This window comes from Streptomyces sp. NBC_00464 (genome assembly GCF_036013915.1).
In the GTDB taxonomy this organism is placed as follows: Bacteria; Actinomycetota; Actinomycetes; order Streptomycetales; family Streptomycetaceae; genus Streptomyces.
Genome location: NZ_CP107899.1, coordinates 1,146,345 through 1,160,805, shown reverse-complemented (window position 1 = coordinate 1,160,805; position 14,461 = coordinate 1,146,345). Strand labels below are relative to the sequence as shown.

Genomic DNA, 14,461 nt, shown 5'->3' with positions numbered 1-14,461 from the left:
CGACAGCGTCGATGAGTAAGGGTCACGAACGGTCGCTGTGCGCGCCTGCGTCCGGCACGAGTGCCGACCCCGGCGTGAGGACGAGGCCCCGGACCTCGCGGCGGCGCAGTCGGTTGAGGGCCGGTGAGGTGAGCGCGGTGGTGACCAGCGCCATCAATACCAGCATGGTGAACAAGTCACGCCCGATCAAGCCCAGTTCGAGGCCGATGTTCAGAATAACGAGCTCGGTCAGCCCGCGGCAGTTCATCAGCACGCCGAGCGAGAGCGCGTTGCGCCAGCCCTGCCCGCAGGCACGGGCTGCCACGGCGCTTCCGCCCCATTTGCCGAGCACGGCAACGGCGGTGATCGCCGCCGCCCACAGCCAGGGCACCAGGTCGTTGCCGAGCATGCCGATGTCCGTTCGCAGCCCGGTGTGTGCGAAGAAGAGCGGAAGCAGCAGCGGGACGACGACGGTGCGCAGCCGGGTGGCGGCGCGCTCGACCGGCAGCGATCCGCGGGGTAGCACCAGGCCGAAGACGAACGCGCCGAACAGCGCGTGCAGTCCGATGCGATCGGTGGCGAGGGAGGACAGGCAGATCCCGGTGAACACGGTCAGCAGGAGCAGTCCATCCCGCTCGGCGTCCGGCGTGTGCCGCCCGGCCCGGCCCGTCCCCGGTGTCCAGCGGGCGAGGGCGGGTCGGATCACGTACAGCATGGCCACGAGGAAGAACGCCGACAGGGCCACCGTCACGACCGGGTCAAGCGCGGAGCCGCTACGCGTGATGGTCACGACCACCGCGAGCAGGCACCAGGCCATGGCGTCATTGACGGCCGCGCACGCCATCGCGAGGGCGCCGAGAGACGTGTGGTACATCCCGCGGTCGGTGAGGATGCGGGCCAGCACGGGGAACGCCGTGATGCTCAGGGCCACGGCGATGAACAGGACGAACGGCAGTTTCCCCGCGGCCTCGGGGGCCATCGTCGCGTACATGCCCGAGGCGAGAGCCGCCCCGAGGAGCAGCGGCAGGGCGATGCTCGCCTGGCTTACCACGAGCGCCGTGCGGCCGAGGCCGCGCAGCACGCCCAGATCGAGCTCCAGACCGATGAGGAACATGAAGACCAGCAGCGCCAGCTGGCCGAGCGCTCCTGCGTAGGGAATCGATTCCGGCGGAATCAGCAAGGCCTGTCCGGTCGGCCAAAGCCAGCCAAGCAGGGAAGGGCCGAGCAGAATGCCGGCCGCGATCTCGCCAACCACCGGTGGCTGCCCGACCCGGCGGGCCAGCGCGGCCCCACCCCGACAGGCGACGATCACTGTAGGGATGGCGATCAGGAGGCCGGTCACGGGATCGGATGCGGACACAAGTAGCTCCTTCTGCGCGGCTGGTTCCGTGACCGGGGCCGCAGGCTGCTCCTGTAGGCGATGGCGGTGCAGTGGGGAGGGGCACGCCGGTGCTGGGTGCTGCTCGTGCGGGTGGCGGCCTCGCTCAGGGTCGGAGGGGGGTCTATACCGCCGCTATATGGTCTCCCCCGGCCGCCGGCCGTGCGCCCCTCGTGCGGGAATGGGCTGCGTATAGACGGCGGCGTGAGGATCCGGGCCGACCACTCTGTCCCGCAAGCGAGGAGCCCCGGAATGGCTGAGATCAGTGGACTTCTCCGTGAGACGAGAGCCATCCACATCTGGCACGGTCGGGTACGGGACCTGCTGCCGTCCTCTGACCTTGCCGTGCTCGCCGACGATGAGCTGGGCAGGATCCGTCGGGCGGGCAGAGTCCGGTCGGCACACTACGCGGGAGTGCACGCGGCCGTCCGGCGTGTCCTGGGCGACCACTATCTGGGGGTGCCGCCGTCCGCCGTCCGCTTCGGCCGCCACGCGTGCCCACGCTGCACGGATCCGGCGCACGGGCGTCCCCGTATCGAGCACCCGGCGACCACGCTCGACTTCAACCTCTCCAGGTCGGGGCCGTACTGGCTGCTCGCTGTGACTGCAGGGGAGAAGGTCGGTGTCGACATCGAGCGCCGCACCTCCGCCGTCGGCGTTGCCGACGTAGCGCTGACCGCGTACGAGCTCGCACGGATTCGGGGCCTGGAGGCGCCGGAGCAACGTCAGGAGCTGTTCTACCGGGCCTGGACGCGCAAGGAGGCTGTACTCAAGGCGTGCGGCGTCGGCATCTTCGCGGAGTTGGAAAACCTGGAGGCGTCGCCCGCCGATCCCGGGCCCGTGACCATGGAGTTCTCCGAGTCGGGCCTTGCCGGACGCTGGCACGTGCAGGACCTGGCTCTGACGCCTGGCCTGATTGGGGCGCTGGCCCAGGACGCCGAGTCCGTGCGGCCCGTCGTGACCAGACAAGCAGCCTTCCGACTAGCAGGTGACAATAATTCTTAGGACCTGCTAGTGTTTCTTTGCATGTGCTGGGTGCTGCTATGAAAACGCCTCTGCCAAGCGGAGACGAACTGGTGTTGACGCTGGCGACGCTGGCCAATCCGCACCGTCTGCGGGTGGTAGCGGTGCTTGCCGGCGGACGTAAGTACGTGAGCCAGTTGGCTCGGGACATGGGGATCAGCCGCGCGCTTCTCCAGGTCCACTTGAAGAAGTTGGAGGCCGCGGGACTTGTGTCTGCGCAGATGGAGATCTCACCCGATGGGAAAGCGATGAAGTTCTACGAGGTGACGCCGTTCGCGGTCCACCTGACGCCGGAATCGATCGCGGCCGTGGTGCCGGAGATGACCGGTGGCGACACGGCCCGTGCGCGAGACGAGAAGGGGACTGTCTGATGAGCGGGACTGACTGGCAGGAAGTGTTCGGCGTCATCGGGGTCTTCACTCTGATCACTGTGGTGGTCACCGTGATCATCCGGCAGCTCGGCGCGAGCTGGCGCGCCAAGGCGGTGCTGGCCCGCGAGGAGGAGTACCGCAAGTTGGCCGAGCAGTCCCTCGTCGCGCAACAGCTGACCGAACGCCATCTGGCCGATATGCAGAACCGTATGGAGTCGCTGGAGCGGATCCTCAAGGACGTTGAATAGCGCTTAGCCGCGGAACTGGATCGCCGAGCTGCAACTCGGCGACCCAGTGTTCGGAAGGCATGTCCCTCGCCGTCGGGCGAGTTTTCCCTGGATACGCTCCTCCACGCTTAAGGAGAGCAGCCGATGCTGCGCAAAGGCAAGTTAAATCGCAGGACCCCGGAAGGCGAAGGGGAGGAGCGCGTGAAACAGGTCCCCCTGCCGGTTGGACCTCCCCGTGGGGTCGTGGAGTCCGTCGCCGGATGGTCGGTCCGGCACAAGGCCCTTGCAATCACGGGCTGGTTGGTACTGGTGGTCGTCGCGATCATGTCCAGCGCGCTGATCAGCGGACCCGAAGCCCGCTCCCTCGACCCCGGTGACGCGGGCAAGGCGCAGCAGATCGTGCGCACTGAGGACAACGGTGACTCTGTCCGCGAGAGCGTGCTGCTCCAGTCACGCGAGGACGAGGGACCCAAGTTCACCGAGAGCCCCGAGCTGCAGGGTGCGGTCGAGGAGTTGGTCGACAAACTGCGCGGCACCGGCGATGCGGTGCGCGACATCGGATCGCCCGCGGGAACCGACGGCGAGCGATGGGTGTCCGAGGACGGCCGGTCCGGTCTGGTGACCTTCGAACTCGACGGACCGATCGAGAAGCAGAAGGAGAACTACAACGAGGCTGTCGCCGCCCTGAAAGAGGTGCAGGACAACAACCCGGACCTACGGATCGTGCAGGCCGGTGACCGCAGCCTGAACGCGGTCGTCGACGACGCGATCAAGGACGACTTCGCGAAGGCCGAGTTCACCTCGTTGCCCCTGACCCTGGTGATCCTGCTCGTCGTCTTCGGCTCGCTGATCGCCGCCGGTATCCCCCTGCTGCTCGCCGCGACCGCGGTCATCGGCACCTTCGGCCTGCTGCAGACCGTCGGACAGTTCGTGCCGGTCAACAGTGCCGCCTCCTCCATCGTCCTGCTCATCGGCATGGCCGTCGGCATCGACTACTCGCTGTTCTATCTGCGAAGGGAGCGGGAGGAACGGATCGCGGGACGCGACACCCAGGACGCCCTCGCGATGACGGCCCGCACGTCCGGTCACGCCGTGGTGGTTTCCGGCCTCACCGTGATGGTCTGTGTGTGCGGCCTCCTCTTCTCCGGGCTCGACGTCTTCAAGGGGCTGACGGCCGGCACCGTGATCGTCGTGGGTCTCACGGTGCTCGGCTCCATCACCGTGCTGCCGGCGGTGCTCGCCGCCCTGGGGCACCGCGTCGACAAGGCGCGCATCCCCTGGCTCGGCAAGCGCAGGACCGTCGCACGCGAGTCGCGGACCTGGTCCGCTGTGGCCCGCACCGTGGTGCGCCGCCCCGCTCTGACCGGTGGAATCGCCGCTCTCGTCCTGCTGGTCATGGCCCTGCCCATGCTCGGCATGAAGCTTCAGGACCCGGCTACGACCGACAGCCTGCCGCGTAGTGTCGCCCCGGTGGACGCCGCGGTCCGGATGAATGACGCCTTCCCGGGTGCCTCGAGCCCCGCCCGTGTGGCGATCGCCACCGGCGACGGCACGAGTGCCGACACCCCCGCTCTGCGGACGGCGATCGATGCCCTGCACGAGCAGGCGGCCACCCCTGGCAGCGGGATCGCCGAGCCGATCACTTCGGTCGAGGTCGGTGACGTGGTGGTCGTGCGCGTCCCGCTTATCGGCAAGGGGACCGACGACACGTCGAACGAGTCCCTGGAAAAGCTGAGGGGCACCGTGCTGCCCGCGACCCTCGGCACCGTGGAGGGCATCGACTACGCGGTCGGCGGCAAGACGGCGATGCCGTACGACTTCGCCAACCAGCTCAACAGCCGGTCCGTCGCGGTCTTCGTCTTCATCCTCGCCCTGGCCTTCGTCCTGCTGGTCGTCGCCTTCCGCTCCTGGAGCATCCCGCTGGTGTCGATCCTGCTCAACCTGCTCTCGATCGGCGCCGCCTACGGCGTGCTCACCTGGGTCTTCCAGAGCGGGCACCTCGGCTCGCTGCTGGGCTTCACGGCCTACGGGGGCGTGGTCGCCTGGCTGCCGCTGTTCATGTTCGTCATCCTCTTCGGGCTGAGCATGGACTACCACATCTTCATCCTCAGCCGGATCAAGGAGCGGTGGGCCGACGGGGCCAGCTCCAACGACTCCATCGTCGGCGGCATCAGCAGCAGCGCGGGCGTGGTCACCAGCGCCGCCGTGATCATGACGGCTGTCTTCACCGTGTTCGTCAGCCTCACCGCCATCGAGTACAAGATGATGGGCGTCGGCATGGCGGTCGCCATTCTCATCGACGCCACCGTCGTCCGAGGAGTTCTCCTGCCGGCCGCCATGGCGCTCCTGGGCGATCGCGCCTGGTCCTCCCGGCTCGGCAAGCAGCGCGGAGCCGCATCGAGGCCCATCGGCGAAAAGACCCCCGAACCAGTACGTCCCGTCAGCGGTTCCCCCCTGCGATAGGCGGGACGTACTGTCCTCTCCCGCTTCTCGCGGGCGATGAACCAAACGCTCCGGCCCGGGAGTTCGGCAACCGCCGACTCCTGGGCAGGAGCGTTTCGCATAGCTTCGATATAGCCGGAGTATCGGGTTCGCGGTGAGGCTGCAGACGTTGATCGCAGTGCGGGCGAAGCGCGCAGTGCATTCGAGAAATGTGACATCTCCGTCTCTCACGTGAGGATCCCCGATGGCCGAAGAGCGGGACGACAACCAGACCTACCACGTCGTGATCAACGACGAGGAGCAGTACTCGATCTGGTGGGCCGACCGGGACATCCCGGCGGGCTGGCGTGCCGAGGGCACCACCGGATCACGCGCCGCGTGCCTGGAGCACATCGACGAGGTGTGGACCGACATGCGTCCGCTCAGCCTCCGTCGGCGCATGGAAGAGCAAGCGGCTCACTGACTCCCGGCAGAGACACAACGGTTGAGCTCAAGCGGTCAGATTTCCCCATCGAGTTGGCTACGCGGTTGCGGTGGCAGGAGGAGCAACACAGATGAGCGCCGAGAACAACGAGCGAAGTGCTGCCGTCGACGTTCTTCGAGAGAGGCTCCTCCGCCAGCGGCTCAGCGGGGCCTCCCGCGGAGACCGCCCCGGCATCGAGCCCGTGGACCGCGACGCCCCGCTGTGCCTGTCGCACGGGCAGCAGCAGATGTGGTTCCTCAACCGGCTGGAACCTGGCAGCGCCGAGTACCTCGTGCCGTTCGCGTTCCGGATCCGCGGCGGCCTGGACGTCGCCGCGCTGCGCCGGGCCTGGACCGGACTGACCGCCCGCCACGAGATCCTGCGCACCCGCTACGCACTGGACGGCACCGAGCCGGTGCAGATCGTCGACGACGCCGTGGACGCCGTGGAGCTGCCGCTCACCGAGCACGCGGGCGACGTGGCGTCCCCGACAGCGTCCGACGCGGAGCGGTGGGCGGCCGAGCTGGTGGCCCAGGAGGCCGTCACCTCCTTCGACGTGGAGCAGCAGTGGCCCGCGCGGGCTCGGCTGCTGCGGCTGGCACCGGACGACCACATCCTCACCACGGTGTTCCACCACATCGCCTTCGATGCCTGGTCGAGCCGTGTTCTCGGAAATGAACTGGCGGCCTTCTACGATGCGTTCCGCGACGGGCACCCCTCACCGCTGGACGAACTCCCCATCCAGTACGCCGACTACGCGGGCTGGCTGCGCTCGGAGACCTCCGGGAAGGCCATGGAGGGGCACCTGGACTACTGGCGGGCCCAGCTCGCCGACGCCGCACCCGTGGACCTGCCAGCGGACCGGCCCAGGCCCGCCTTCCGCAGCCACGACGGCGCGGAGGTCTCCTTCACGCTCTCCTCCCAGCTCACCGCCGTCGTCCGGGACATCGCCCGGCGTCACGACACCACCCCCTTCGTCGTGCTGCTCTCGGCGTTCCAGGCGCTGGTCGCCCGCTACACCGGGCAGCGCGACGTGCCGGTCGGCACGACCGTGTCCGGGCGCACCCACCCGCAGCTTCAGTCGCTCATCGGCTACGGCATCAACAGCCTCGTGCTGCGCGCAAGATGGGAGGACGACCCCAGTTTCGCGACATTCCTCTCACGGGCCCGCACCACGCTCATCGACGCCTACGACCACCAGGCCGTGCCGTTCGCCCAGTTGGTCGACGAGCTGAGGCCGGAACGCGACATGTCCCGCACGCCGCTCTACCAGGTGGCGCTCACGATGCACCAGCGCGGGGACGGCGGACTGGCCCTGCCCGGTCTGGACGTGGAGGCCTACCCGATGACGAGTCGGATCGCCAAGTGCGATCTCGAGCTCCAGATCAACGACGCCGCTGACGACCGCTTCGAGGGGCAGCTGGTCTATGCGACGGCGCTCTTCGAGCGCGACACCGTCGAGCGCATGGCCCGGCACTTCGTACGCCTGCTCGAGTCCGCCGTCGCCGCGCCCGAGCGTCCGCTCTCCCTGCTCGACCTCCTTGAGGAGCGGGAGCGGGAGTCGCTGCTCGGGGCGGGCAACTCCGATGCACCATCCGTGGCCGTGTCGCGGTGTGTGCAGGAGGTGTTCGAGGAGCGGGTCGCCGCGGCGCCGGACGCGGTGGCTGTGGTCGCCGGCGGCCAGGAGTTGACGTACGGGGAGGTGAACCGGCGGGCGAACCGGCTCGCGCATTATCTGCGGTCGCTGGGGGTGGGCCCGGAGTCGATGGTGGGACTGTGCCTGGAGCGGGACGCGGAGCTGATTCCGGCGCTGCTGGGTGTGCTCAAGTCCGGTGCGGCCTACGTGCCGCTGGACCCGGCGAACCCGGCGGAGCGGATCGGCTACGTGCTGGCCGATGCCGGGGTGGAGGTGACGGTCGGTGGCTCCGGACATCAACGCCGATCCCGCCAGGCGGATGAGCTGGGCGGAGGAACCGTCGCAGGATGCCAGCACGACCGGCGTACGGTCCTCCACGCCGGTGACGGCCGCACACGAGGAACCCTGGCGCAGCGCGCCGTCTGAGCCGAAACCCCAGGACTGACCGGACGATCCGTCGCACTCCCCGACGAACAACTCGGAGCCCACTCCTCGCGCGGAGAGACAGGCGCCGCCGGCCTCGACCACCAGGGCGCTGCCCCCAGCGGGCACGACGGTCACCTTCTCGGTCTCTTCCACACCTTCCTCGGCGGCGGAACCGCTCGTCCCGGGAGTGGGGGCCGGACCGGCATCCGATGTGGCGCCATCCCCGCCGGGCGCGGCCGTCGCGCCGCTGCGGTCCACCTCGGCGGGGGCAGTGGCGGCGACCGAGGACCCTTCAGCGGCAACAGCAGAGGGGGACGAACCCGGTGCGCGAGTGGTGTCATCCTCCTCGGAGCCATCGTGGAACACATGGTCATCTGTGCCGACCGCGCTGCCACGACCGCTCGTGGCCCGGTCGGCATCCGGTCCGGCGAGGGCGACGAACGCCGCACTGCCTGCGATGGCCACTACCAAGGCGGCCGCTGCAAGGAGCAGCCGTCTCTTCCGGATGGGCAACGACGAGTGCGCGGGAACGCCCGTCACGCTCGGCTGGTTCCGCTTCTCCGAGGTCGGTGCGCCCTCGGTCGTCGTCCCGGTCGTCGCAGCGGAAGGCCGCGCCCGACTGTCGTTCTCCGACCGGTGCGCGACTCTGGCCCGTGCGAGCGCGGCTCGTGCGGACGCGAGTTTGGCCGCGTCCCCGTCCCCTGAACGCCTGTCCGGTGTGGGGGCGACAGCCCGGGTGGTGTCCCGCCTGGGAAGTTCTGGCAAGGAAGGTGCTCCTCGAGATGGTGGGCACGGGCGCACCGGCTTCCGGCCCACCACACACGTGTGGTGGGCCGGAAGCCGGGGGAGCGGTGCCGGTACGTATTGGCGACAGCCGGCGACAGCACCCGCTCGGCCCGTGTCCCCTCCCCGCCTCTGTGAGCGAGGGACACGGAGCACGTGGTCCAGTCGTCGGGCGGAGTTCAGCTGCTTCGGGTGAAGAGGTCGACCACCGGCAGCGCCATCACGAACTGGCCCAAAGCGTTGGGGTGCGCGGGAGCGGCCGCGGTCGTCGTCAGGGGCTCGATGAACCGGGTGGCCGCTGAACGGCACATGTCCCTGCCGACGGTCGGCGTGTAGGTGTCCGCGTACGTCACGTTCGCTGCCGCGGCCGTGGACGCGAGCATGGCGTTGAACTTCTTGGTGACGTCCCGCAGATAGCCGACGTCACCGTCCGCGAGGGGCAGAGAGGGCCGACACTTGGCCCCGTCGTCGGGGACGATGGACGGATATCCGACAACGACCACCTTCGCCTTGGGGCTGCGCTGTTTGATGGCGGTCAGCGCTGCGGCGATCTTCGGCTGCGTGGCGGCAGTCCGTGCCGCCAACTGGTCCGTTCCTCCTCCTTTGTAGTACGCCCGGCAGGGAGAACCGGTCGGGTTGGAGACCCCGGTCACCACACACGTGGTGAGGATGCCCGAGAAGCCGATGTCGTTGCCGCCGATGGTCAGGGTCACCAGGGTGGTTTTGGCACTCAACGCGGTGAGCTGTGCCGGGTTACCTCCCTGTGCCGTGGTCAGTTGCGCGGTGGTGGCACCGGAGCACGTGACGTTGCGGTGGACGGCCGGCTTCAGAGACCGGGCCAGGACTGCCGGGTATCCGCGATCGGAGCGGTCGCAGGCGGTGTCGATCTTCCCCAGCAGACCGGCTCCGGACGCGTAGGAATCGCCCAGAGCCACGTACTCCGCCGTCGTGCCGACCGTCTGGGTGGCACTGGCCGGAGGGGCAACGGTCGAATTCAGGGTGAGCAGACCGGCGAGCGCCGCAGTGATGGCGCCCGCAGATTTTATGAGACGAGGCATATTGCCTTCCGTGACAGCACGTTGGGAGGGGCGTGGCAGTGCACCGTCGACCGGTCACAGCGGTGAGCACGTTCACCGAGTGCACCTGCACCCCGGCATCGTGCTGCCGTGGTGTCCCCGTCGACAGGGCAATCACTGTCCATCGGGTGATCACCTTCGAACGGCCCTGTCACACGGGGGGCTGCACACCCGTCAGTTCCACTGACGCTTCCCACAGCCGCAGTTGAGCGACGACATCGTGGGAGCCGGGGTGAGAGCTGGTGCGCCTTGGTGCGCCACGCATCTCTCCAAGCCCGCGCGGTCCGTAATACTCACCTCCCAGGGCGCGGGGGTCGGTCGCCGCCCGCAGCGCCGACAGTGCCCCGCGCTCGGCGCTGTGCGTCATCACGGGGCCCAGCACGGCGTTGAGGAACCTCATGTGAGCCGGCGCATTGCGGGTCAGCCCAGTGGACGCCCCGCCGGGATGCGCGGCCAGCGCCCTGGTGACAGCGCCGGCGCCGTCCAACCTCCGCTGCAACTCGTACGTGAAGAGCAGATTGGCCAGCTTCGACCGCGCGTAGGTGGCCCGCCGATCGTAGGAACGCTCCGCGTTGAGGTCGTCGAAGTCGAGGCGCGCGCCCCGATGGCTACTGCTGCTGACAGTGATCACTCGGGAGTCCTCCCGGTCCAGCATCAGCGGCAGAAGGAGCCCGGTCAGTGCGAAGTGACCGAGGTGATTGGTCCCCATCTGGAGTTCGAAGCCGTCCTCGGTGCGGATCAAGGGTGTCCACATCACTCCCGCGTTGTTGATCAGCAAGTCGATCCCGGAATGGCGGGTCCGCAGGTCGCGTGCGGCCTGGCGCACGGACGCGAGGGAGGCAAGGTCGAGGAGCTGTACGTCCACCGAGGCTCCAGGCACTGCTGCTGTGATGCCTGCGACGGCGCGATCGCCGCGCCCGACGTCCCGGACGGCGATCACCACATGCGCGCCCTGTCCGGCGAGCGCCGTCGCGATGGCCAGCCCCAGTCCGGAGCCTCCGCCCGTGACGACGGCGACACGGCCGCTCTGGTTCGGGACCTGGGCCGGGGTCCAGGTGGGTCGTTCACTCATGGCAACTCCTTGACGCGACGGCGGTGGAAGCGCGGCAGTACTTGACGCACCCGACAGTCGGATGCCGGACCTGCTCGGCGACTATGAGTCCCAGAGGTGAAGTGGGGGCTCAAATGTGGAACTGAGTACCAAAGTAGGCATCCAATGTCGTTTCTGCAACCGGGGCTATGCTGGCAGGCATGAGGCAACCGATCGGTACGCGCGCCGTCGCGCGCGCCGCAGTGCGCGCGGAGCTGGCGCAAGTAGCACTGCACATGTTCAGGAGCCGGGGATTCGAGAACGTCACCGTCGCGGATGTCGCCTCAGCTGCCGGGGTGTCCCGAAGCACCTTCCTCCGCTACTTCGCGTCGAAGGAGGAGGCGGTGCTCGGAGCGCTGGACCCCCTGGGGGAGGCTGTCGCGGCTACTCTGCGGGATCGACCTGGTGCCGAATCACCCTGGGTCGCGTTGCGGGCGTCGATGGAACCGTTGATCGACCATTACCGCCACGACGCCGAGGGATCCCTGGCGCTCGCGCGGATGATCGAACAGAGCACGGCCCTGAGGTCCGCCCATCTCGACAAAAAAGCCCGCTGGCGCGGCCTCGTCGCGGAGGCTCTCGCCGAACGGCTGGCTGCACCGCCGGAGGACATGCGGTCGGCCCTTCTCGCAGAGGCGGCGCTCGGTTCTCTGGAGGTCGCCACCCGAACCTGGATCACGGGGAACGGCAGCCATAGCCTGGGGCAACTCGTCGATGAGGCGTTCGAAATCCTGGGTCCGCACGAAGCCCTCTGAGGGTCCGGTCCCGGACGACCGGGCCTACTACTTCGTCGCCGGCTACGCCGACATGCACGACCTCGTTGAGGACCTGGTCGTGCCCGACGGTGTGCCCGAGGCTGCGGTCCGGTGTGATCTGGAGGACTTCGCGGCGGGGATGTTCGAGCCGTTCGCGCGGGAGGATCAGCGTCGGTGGGGCGGGGTCTATCTGCGGGGTCTGTTGCTGGACGGCGGGCGTAAGTCGGTGGAGCTGATGGCCGCCCGTTTGGGCGAGGACGGGAACCGGCAGGCCCTGGCCCACTTCGTCACTTCCAGCCCGTGGGATGCGGCGCATGTGCGGGCCCGGCTGGCCTGGCGCATGCAGCCGGTCATGAAGCCCACCGCGCTGGTCATTGATGACACTGGGTTCCTCAAGGACGGGGACGAGTCGGCGAGCGTGGCCCGGCAGTACACCGGCACTGCGGGCAAGGTCACCAACTGCCAGGCCGGAGTCTCGCTCCACCTGGCTTCCAACGGCGCCTCGGCGGCGGTGAACTGGCGGCTGTTCCTGCCCGGGAGCTGGGATCCTGCCTCGCCGAAGGCCGACCGGGTCAAGGTGGCCCGCCGTGACAAGTGCGCCATCCCTGCCCAGGTGGGCCATGTCGAGAAGTGGCAGCTGGCCCTCGACATGATCGACGAGACGCGGTCCTGGGGCATCGAGGTGCCCCAGGACATCGCCGACGGCGGCTACGGGGACACCGCCGCCTTCCGGCTCGGCCTGGAGGAACGCGGTCTCGACTACGTGGTGGGCATCTCGACCACGACCACCGCGCAGCCCGAGGACGCACAGCCGTGCACACCTGCCTACTCCGGCCGCGGCCCACATCCGGTTCCGGCCTACCCCGAGCCGGCCCAGCGAGTGAAGAGCCTGGTCATCGCGGTCGGCAAGGTAGTCCACCAGTGGACTGGCGATCAATGATCCGGGGGCTCGTGCAGGGGGCTAATCGTGGCAACCTGTTCCGTCCCGAAGAGGAGGAATGGACTGTTGGTCATGACGCTCTGGGCGTCAGCTCGCGGTATCGCGAGCCAGGAAATGGGCTCTGACCTGGGCTTTTCCGAGACTCTCCCCGGCCGGCATCCTTCCGATGACTTATCACGTGAAGAGCGCGGTGCATGGAAGCCGTCGCTCCTGGTTCAAAGTCCCAGAAAAGTCCCAGGGAATCCGTCACACCCCGCCTCGACTCGCATTTGTGCAGGTCAGAAGGGGTGTGACGGTGCCATTTTTGCAGGCTTTCAGATGTCCCGGAAGATCTCGATCTGCGCCCCCACCGAGTTCAGCCGCTCCGCCAGTTCCTCGTAACCGCGGTTGATCACATACACGTTGCGCAGTACGGAGGTCCCCTCGGCCGCCATCATCGCGAGTAGTACCACCACCGCCGGCCGCAGGGCCGGCGGGCACATCATCTCCGCCGCGCGCCACCGGGTCGGGCCCTCGACCAGGACCCGGTGCGGGTCCAGGAGCTGGAGGCGGCCGCCGAGGCGGTTGAGGTCGGTGAGGTAGATCGCGCGGTTGTCGTAGACCCAGTCATGGATGAGGGTCTGGCCGTGGGCCGAGGCGGCGATGGCCGCGAAGAACGGCACGTTGTCGATGTTGAGGCCCGGGAACGGCATCGGGTGGATCTTGTCGATCGGCGCCTCCAGTTTGGAGGGCCGGACCGTCAGGTCGACCAGGCGGGTGCGCCCGTTGTCGGCCGCGTACTCCGCCGTGCGGTCGCAGTCGACGCCCATCTCCTCCAGGACCGCGAGCTCGATCTCCAGGAACTCGATCGGCACCCGGCGGATCGTCAGCTGGGACTCCGTGACGACGGCGGCGGCGAGCAGGCTCATCGCCTCGACCGGGTCCTCGGAGGGGGAGTAGTCGACGTCCACGTCGATGTTCGGCACGCCGTGCACGGTCAGCGTCGTCGTGCCGACGCCGTCCACCCGTACGCCCAGTGCCTCAAGGAAGAAGCAGAGGTCCTGGACCATGTAGTTGGAGGACGCGTTGCGGATGACGGTGGTGCCGTCGTGCCGGGCTGCGGCCAGCAGTGCGTTCTCGGTCACGGTGTCGCCGCGCTCGGTCAGCACGATGGGGCGGCCGGGGGTGACGGAGTGGTCGACCTGGGCGTGGTAGATGCCCTCGGTCGCGGCGATCTCCAGACCGAAGCGGCGCAGCGCGATCATGTGCGGCTCGATGGTCCGCGTGCCGAGGTCGCAGCCGCCCGCGTACGGAAGCTTGAACCGGTCCATACGGTGCAGCAGCGGGCCGAGGAACATGATGATCGACCGGGTCCGGCGGGCGGCGTCCGCGTCGATGGCGTCCATGTCGAGCCGGGCAGGCGGGACGATCTCCAGGTCGGTGCCGTCGTTGATCCACCGGGCGCGCACCCCGATGGAGTTCAGCACCTCCAGGAGGCGGTAGACCTCCTCGATCCTGGCCACGCGGCGCAGGACGGTGCGGCCCTTGTTGAGCAGCGAGGCACAGAGCAGCGCCACGCACGCGTTCTTGCTGGTCTTGACGTCGATGGAACCGGAGAGCCGGCGCCCGCCGACCACGCGCAGATGCATGGGGCCGGCGTAACCGAGCGACACGATTTCGCTGTCGAGAGCTTCACCGATGCGCGCAATCATCTCAAGGCTGATGTTTTGATTGCCGCGCTCGATGCGGTTCACGGCGCTCTGGCTGGTGGCGAGCGCCTCGGCGAGCTGGCTCTGTGTCCAGCCCCGGTGCTGACGGGCGTCACGGATGAGCTTGCCGATACGTACGAGGTAGTCGTCTGACATGCCAAAAGGTTATCTCAGATATGAGATG

At 68.4% G+C, this 14,461-nt stretch carries 11 protein-coding genes and 2 pseudogenes; 8 read left to right on the top strand and 5 right to left on the bottom strand.

All coding sequences use genetic code 11. From position 1 onward, the window contains the following. Positions 1-22: 22 nt before the first annotated feature. Positions 23-1,339: a cation:proton antiporter gene (locus OG912_RS04965; protein WP_327708347.1), complete on the bottom strand. Its 1,317-nt coding sequence runs from the start codon at positions 1,337-1,339 to the stop codon at positions 23-25. A gap of 270 nt (positions 1,340-1,609) precedes the next feature. Between OG912_RS04965 and OG912_RS04960 the strand changes: the two genes are divergently transcribed. The 6 genes from OG912_RS04960 (at position 1,610) to OG912_RS04935 (ending at position 7,945) form a co-directional block, all read left to right on the top strand. Next, positions 1,610-2,362, top strand: a complete 753-nt coding sequence (locus OG912_RS04960; RefSeq protein WP_327708346.1) for a 4'-phosphopantetheinyl transferase family protein — start codon at positions 1,610-1,612, stop codon at positions 2,360-2,362. 38 nt (positions 2,363-2,400) lie between these two features. Further along, positions 2,401-2,751, top strand: coding sequence for an ArsR/SmtB family transcription factor (locus OG912_RS04955; protein WP_030882759.1), 351 nt, complete (start codon positions 2,401-2,403; stop codon positions 2,749-2,751). Further along, positions 2,751-2,999 carry a hypothetical protein gene (locus tag OG912_RS04950; RefSeq protein ID WP_030882763.1) on the top strand — a complete coding sequence of 83 codons (249 nt, stop codon included), beginning with the start codon at positions 2,751-2,753 and terminating at the stop codon, positions 2,997-2,999. The genes OG912_RS04955 and OG912_RS04950 overlap by 1 nt, the downstream gene beginning before the upstream one ends. 222 nt (positions 3,000-3,221) lie before the next feature. Further along, positions 3,222-5,441 carry an MMPL family transporter gene (locus OG912_RS04945; RefSeq protein ID WP_327708345.1) on the top strand — a complete coding sequence of 740 codons (2,220 nt, stop codon included), beginning with the start codon at positions 3,222-3,224 and terminating at the stop codon, positions 5,439-5,441. 223 nt (positions 5,442-5,664) lie between these two features. Further along, entirely contained in the window at positions 5,665-5,883 is a 219-nt protein-coding gene (locus OG912_RS04940) for an MbtH family protein (protein WP_030882769.1), read from the top strand. A gap of 91 nt (positions 5,884-5,974) precedes the next feature. Beyond that, positions 5,975-7,945, top strand: coding sequence for a condensation domain-containing protein (locus OG912_RS04935; RefSeq protein WP_327708344.1), 1,971 nt, complete (start codon positions 5,975-5,977; stop codon positions 7,943-7,945). Here OG912_RS04935 and OG912_RS40020 read toward each other — a convergent pair. The 3 genes and pseudogenes from OG912_RS40020 to OG912_RS04925 form a co-directional block, all read right to left on the bottom strand. Next, positions 7,886-8,008: pseudogene (locus tag OG912_RS40020) on the bottom strand (hypothetical protein); the annotation flags it as partial. The gene OG912_RS04935 and the pseudogene OG912_RS40020 sit on opposite strands and share 60 nt — an antisense overlap. Positions 8,009-8,907: 899 nt before the next feature. Then, a complete protein-coding gene (locus OG912_RS04930; protein WP_327708343.1) occupies positions 8,908-9,786 on the bottom strand; it encodes an SGNH/GDSL hydrolase family protein in 879 nt (292 codons plus the stop codon). Between the two features lie 169 nt (positions 9,787-9,955). Beyond that, positions 9,956-10,876, bottom strand: coding sequence for an oxidoreductase (locus tag OG912_RS04925; protein WP_327708342.1), 921 nt, complete (start codon positions 10,874-10,876; stop codon positions 9,956-9,958). A gap of 179 nt (positions 10,877-11,055) precedes the next feature. Here OG912_RS04925 and OG912_RS04920 point away from each other — a divergent pair, with 179 nt between their 5' ends. Then, positions 11,056-11,649, top strand: a complete 594-nt coding sequence (locus OG912_RS04920; RefSeq protein WP_327708341.1) for an acyl-CoA-like ligand-binding transcription factor — start codon at positions 11,056-11,058, stop codon at positions 11,647-11,649. Between the two features lie 52 nt (positions 11,650-11,701). Then, positions 11,702-12,559: pseudogene (locus tag OG912_RS04915) on the top strand (IS701 family transposase); the annotation flags it as partial. A 344-nt stretch (positions 12,560-12,903) separates the two neighbouring features. Here the strand turns inward: OG912_RS04915 and OG912_RS04910 are convergent. After that, positions 12,904-14,433, bottom strand: a complete 1,530-nt coding sequence (locus tag OG912_RS04910; RefSeq protein ID WP_326739462.1) for a helix-turn-helix domain-containing protein — start codon at positions 14,431-14,433, stop codon at positions 12,904-12,906. Positions 14,434-14,461: the final 28 nt, after the last annotated feature.